At 51.0% G+C, this 5,196-nt stretch carries 1 protein-coding gene; it reads right to left on the bottom strand.

The annotated features are described in order from the left end of the window. Positions 1-5,196: beta strand repeat-containing protein (locus tag R2Q85_RS24365; RefSeq protein WP_316814417.1), on the bottom strand; the 5,196-nt coding region annotated here is incomplete at both ends.

The raw sequence follows: 5,196 nt of genomic DNA, 5'->3' as shown, positions 1-5,196 counted from the left end.
AGTAGTCTGGCTTGGTCTTACTGTTAATACTGCAGTGTTCGTTGTACCGATGATACTGCTGTTAGCGGCCCAAACATAGCCCGTTCCTCCTGTTGCGGTAAGCAGAACCGTTTCTCCTTTACTGATCTCGACTCCGTTATCGCTGCTGACCGACACCACTGGCAAGGCATTAACCGTGATGGTAAAAGTCCTGCTGTAAGTATCTGCACCTCCATTGGCAGTACCACCATTGTCTTTTACTATTACCGTGACGGTAGCTGTTCCGGCTATAGCGCCGGCTTTAATGCGGTAGTTTAAGCTTCCCGCAGCTCCGGTTCCTGAAACTGTTAGGTTTTCAAACAGTGCAGCATTATTACTGCTGACAGTTAAACCGGTAGTTTGTGCAGCTTCCGGCCCGGCACTGATGCCGGTTAAGGCAACAGTCTGCGCTGCTGTAGTAAAACAGATGGTCTGGTTGCTGATGGCTGCAAGCGTTGGGATCTCGTTTACATCACTTAAACTGATGCTCAGTTCTTTTTCCAGCCAGAGCGCATTTTGGGTAGTTGATCTTACCCTTACCGTATAAACTGCCTTGCTTTCGTAGTTCAGACTGACCGCGGTATTGATCTTATTGCCACTAATGGCAAACAGGGCATTATCGGTATCCCCCGTTCCGGAAACCAAAGCATAAGTAAAGGTTGCAGAAGGATCATCGGAAGTACTGCTCAACGTTCCTGCATTGGTCCCAGCTGTACTGTTTTCATACAGCGTAACTCCTGCCAGGGTAATGCTGGTTGGTGCTCCCGGTTTAATTTTCAAATTACCTGCAACGTAAGCGATGCTGTAATTGGCCGCTACTGCACCGCTAGCCGTGATCGGGTAATCCCCTATCGGGCTGCCCGGTGTGGCTGTTGTAGTTATCGTTGGCTGGGCAGTCAGTACCGTATTGCTTTCGCCATTGGTAAAGCCAGCATAACTTACCGTTAATGCCGGATTAGCAGTTCCTGCAAATTTCTCTTTATCGTCCGCTGTAATGGTCAGTGCTTTTCTGTTTACCGTTAATGCACCGTTTACATAAGCGATGGTATAGTTATCTAAGCCGGCACCGGTTGCTGCCGCCGGTACGATCGGATAAGCAGAACCCGCCACGGTTGCGGTTGTGGCAGCTCCCGTGCTGCTTAAAGCAACCCCCGTAACCGTATTGCCATTAATCAGGCCTGTTGTGCTGAACTCTGTTCCTGCAAAACTTACCAGCTCACCATAGGTTTTACTGCGGCCCGACGCGGTTACAGTAAGCGCTTTTGGTGTTACACTTAAAGCACCGTCTATATAGGTAATGTTGTAATTATCCAGCCCTGTGCCTGTAGCGGCAGAAGCTGTGATGGGGTAAGTTGAGCCAGCTACGCTTGCAGTAGCTGCCGCGCCGGTACTGGTTAATGTTACACCAGTTACGACATGTCCATTGATTAATCCTGCGGCTGTAAACGCTGTCCCGGCAAAACTTACCAGGTCGCCATAGGTTTTACTACGGTTACCAGCGGTAATGGTCAGTGCTTTTTTGTCAATCGTTAGCTCCGCGGTAATAGCGGCAGCCAGATAATCCCCGGCCGCAGCCTGGGTAGCCGTAATACTGGTTGTACCAGGCTTAATAATCGTTACAACGTTACCCGATATGCTGGCTACAGCCGTATTGCTGCTCACATAACTAAAAGCACCGCTGCTTGCACTTGCCGGATCTGTAAGTACAAAGGCCGCGTCGCCATAAGTTTTATTCAATGCAGGAAAACCTGATAAGGCTGCTGGTTCGATCAGCGTAAAAGTTTTAACAAGGCTGCAGCCATTGGCATCGGTAATGGTTACCGTATGCACGCCGGCGCTAAGCCCCGTTGCCGTGGCCGTGTTTGTTCCGGAAGGTGCCCAAATATAATTGTAGGCACCTGTACCACCACTAACAGTAACACTTGCCGTTCCATCGTTACCTCCAGCTGTGCTTACGTTATGCTGCGAAACGATAGCAGTTAAACTTACAGGTTCGGTTATGGTAAAACTTTGTGTGGTTTGACAAAGATTGGCATCTTTTATGGTTACCGTATAAGTTCCGGGGGCAAGGCCTGTAGCAGTTGCGGCTGTACCGCCCGATGGCGCCCAGGCATAGGTATAACTACCCGTACCGCCTGTTACGTTCACCGTAGCCGATCCGTCATTGCTGCCGTTACAGCTGACATTGGTTTTTGGCCCGGCAGTAGCTACGAGTGTTGCAGGCTCAATAATGGTAAAGCTTTGCGTAGTTTGGCAAAGATTGGCATCCTTTACGGTTACCGTATAGGTTCCCGGGGCAAGCCCTGTAGCCGTAGCGGCTGTTCCGCCCGAGGGTGCCCAGGCATAGCTATAGCTACCCGTACCTCCTGTTACGCTTACTGTTGCCGAGCCGTTATTGCTGCCATTGCAGCTGACATTAGTTTGGCTTGGGCTGATCACCAGCGCCGGTGGCTCAATAATGGTAAAGCTTTGTGTGGTCTGGCAAAGATTGGCATCTTTTATGGTTACCGTATAAGTTCCGGCACTCAGGCCCGAAGCTGTAGCGGCTGTTCCGCCGCTTGGCGCCCATAAATAACTGTAAGCGCCTGTTCCACCCGTAACGATTACGCTTGCCGTTCCGTTAGCACCGCCATGACAGGTTACAGCAGTCTGGCTTGGGGTAACAGCAAATGCCGGAGGCTGGTTGATGGTAAAGTTTCTCACGATCGAACACCCGTTTGACGCGGTGATCGTTACACTATAATTGCCGGCAGCCAGGTTGGTAGCTGTTGCTGCGTTTCCCCCCGAAGGCGCCCATACATAAGTATAAGGCCCCGGCGCGCCAGCTGGCACCACTGTAGCTGTTCCGGTATTAGCCCCGTTACACAGTACATCAGTTTTGGATTGGGTAGCGGTTAAAGTATTGGTTGTAGTAATTACAAAATTCTTGGTGATGGAGCAGCCATTGGCATCAGTGATCAGACAGCTCTGGTTACCCGCCGCCAAACCGGTGACTGTTTGGGTCATTTGCCCGGAAGGAGACCACAAATAGGTATAAGGGAAGGTCCCGCCAGATGGGGTAACAGATGCCTGACCGCTGGTTGTACACGTTGCATTAATCTGACTGGTGGTCGCACTCAAAACAGCAGGCTGATTTATAGTGAAGCCCTGGGTAAAAGTACATCCTTTGGCATCTGTAATCAGGCAGCTGTAACTGCCTGCAGCAAGCCCGGTTGCCGTAGCATTTGTACCGCCCGCTGGCGACCATAAATAGGTATATCCGGGTGTGCCACCACTAACGCTTACCGTTGCCGTTCCGTTAGCCCCTCCGTTACATAAAACATCTGTTTTAGATGGAGTTACCACTAGAGCAGCAGGCTGATCAATAGTCACATTCACCTGGTAAGTACAGGTGTTTGCATCTGTGATGGTTACTGTATAATTTCCCGCAGCCAGGCCTGTAGCCGAAGCAGCAGTACCTCCCGAAGGAGACCATGCATAACTGTAAGGGGCCGTAGCACCTGAAACAGTTACCGTCGCAGATCCATTAGTGCCCCCGTTACAGCTTACGTCTGTTTTTGAGGCAGTAGCAGAAAAAGCAGCTGGTGAGCCAATGGTGATATTTTTAACGAGCGTACAGCCCTTGGAATCGGTGATGGTACAGGTATAGTTTCCTGCAGGCCTGCCGGTTATGGTGGCACTGGTACCACCCAATGGGGCCCATAAATAACTATAAGGACTTGTACCACCTGAGGCGGTTACACCGGCTGAGCCATTACTTCCGCCAAAGCAGCTCACCCCGATTGATGCCGTGGTAGCTGAAAGTATCGCTGCAGGCTGGTTAATGGTAAAACTTTGTGTGGTTTGGCAAAGGTTGGCATCTTTAACGGTTACAGTATAGGTGCCCGCAGCAAGGCCCGAAGCAATAGCTGCTGTACCACCCGATGGTGCCCAGCTATAAGTATATGCACCAGTACCACCTGTTACATTTACTGTTGCGCTGCCCGTAGCTCCGCCACGGCAATTCACATCGTTAACCGTGCCTGCTGTGGCCACCAGTGCCGATGTAGGTTGATTGATGGTAAAGTTGCGCGTGATCTGAAAGGTGGTTGCATCAGTTATGGTTACCGTGTAATTTCCCGCAGTTAGCCCGGTAGCAGTAGCAGCAGTACCACCCGAAGGCGACCAGCTATAGGTATAAGGCGAAACCCCACCTGAAACTGTAACTGAGGCCGAACCTGTTGCAGCACCATTGCAAAGAATATCAGTTTGCGACACGCCCGCGGTTAGCGCTGCATTAACAGTAAGTGTTGCGGCATTACCGGTTGCCGTAGGCGTGCAGGTACCGGAAACAACTGCGCGGTAACAGTAACTGCTCATTCCTGCCGTGGCGCCGGTTATGGTCAAGGTTGCTGTTGTGGCCCCTGAATATACGCCCCCATTGGCCACGTTCGTAAAACCTGAGCCTTGATCAACCTGCCACTGGTAACCTGTAGCAGCGCTTGCCGTTACAGCAAAACTGGCATTTGCACCTGCACCGGTAGTTTTATTAGCTGGCTGTGCAGTAATCGCTGGTGCAGCATTGATCGTTAAACCTACACCATTAGAGGTAGCCGCTGGAGTACAGGTACCTGTAGCAATTGCCCGGTAAGCAAAACCGTTCATACCAGCCGTTGCGCCGGTAATGGTCAAAGTAGCTGTAGTAGCTCCCGAGTAAACCCCACCGTTAGTAACGTTGGTATATCCCAAGCCCTGATCAACCTGCCACTGATAACCTGTAGCATTAGAAGCCGTAATGATGAAAGATGTATTTGCGCCCGCACAGATCGTACTGGAAGAAGGTTGTGATGTAATCGACGGAGCAGCACCTACGGTTAAGCCAGCACCATTAGAGGTGGCCGCTGGAGTACAGGTACCCGTTGCAATTGCCCGATAAGCAAAGCCGTTCATACCGGCTGTGGCACCTGTGATGGTCAAAGTAGCTGTAGTAGCTCCTGAGTAAACCCCACCATTAGCGACGTTGGTATAACCTAAACCCTGATCAACCTGCCACTGGTAACCCGTAGCATTAGAAGCGGAAATAGAAAAAGTCGTATTGGCACCAGCACAGATCGTACTCGCCGATGGCTGTGATGTAATTGCCGGAGCAGCACCTACGGTTAAGCCAGCACCATTAGAGGTGGCCGCCGGGGTACAAGC

The organism is Pedobacter heparinus (assembly GCF_032678725.1).
Classification (GTDB): domain Bacteria; phylum Bacteroidota; class Bacteroidia; order Sphingobacteriales; family Sphingobacteriaceae; genus Pedobacter; species Pedobacter heparinus_A.
The sequence above is the reverse complement of the archived record's forward strand: the minus strand, read 5'-3'. Positions and strand labels throughout refer to the sequence as shown.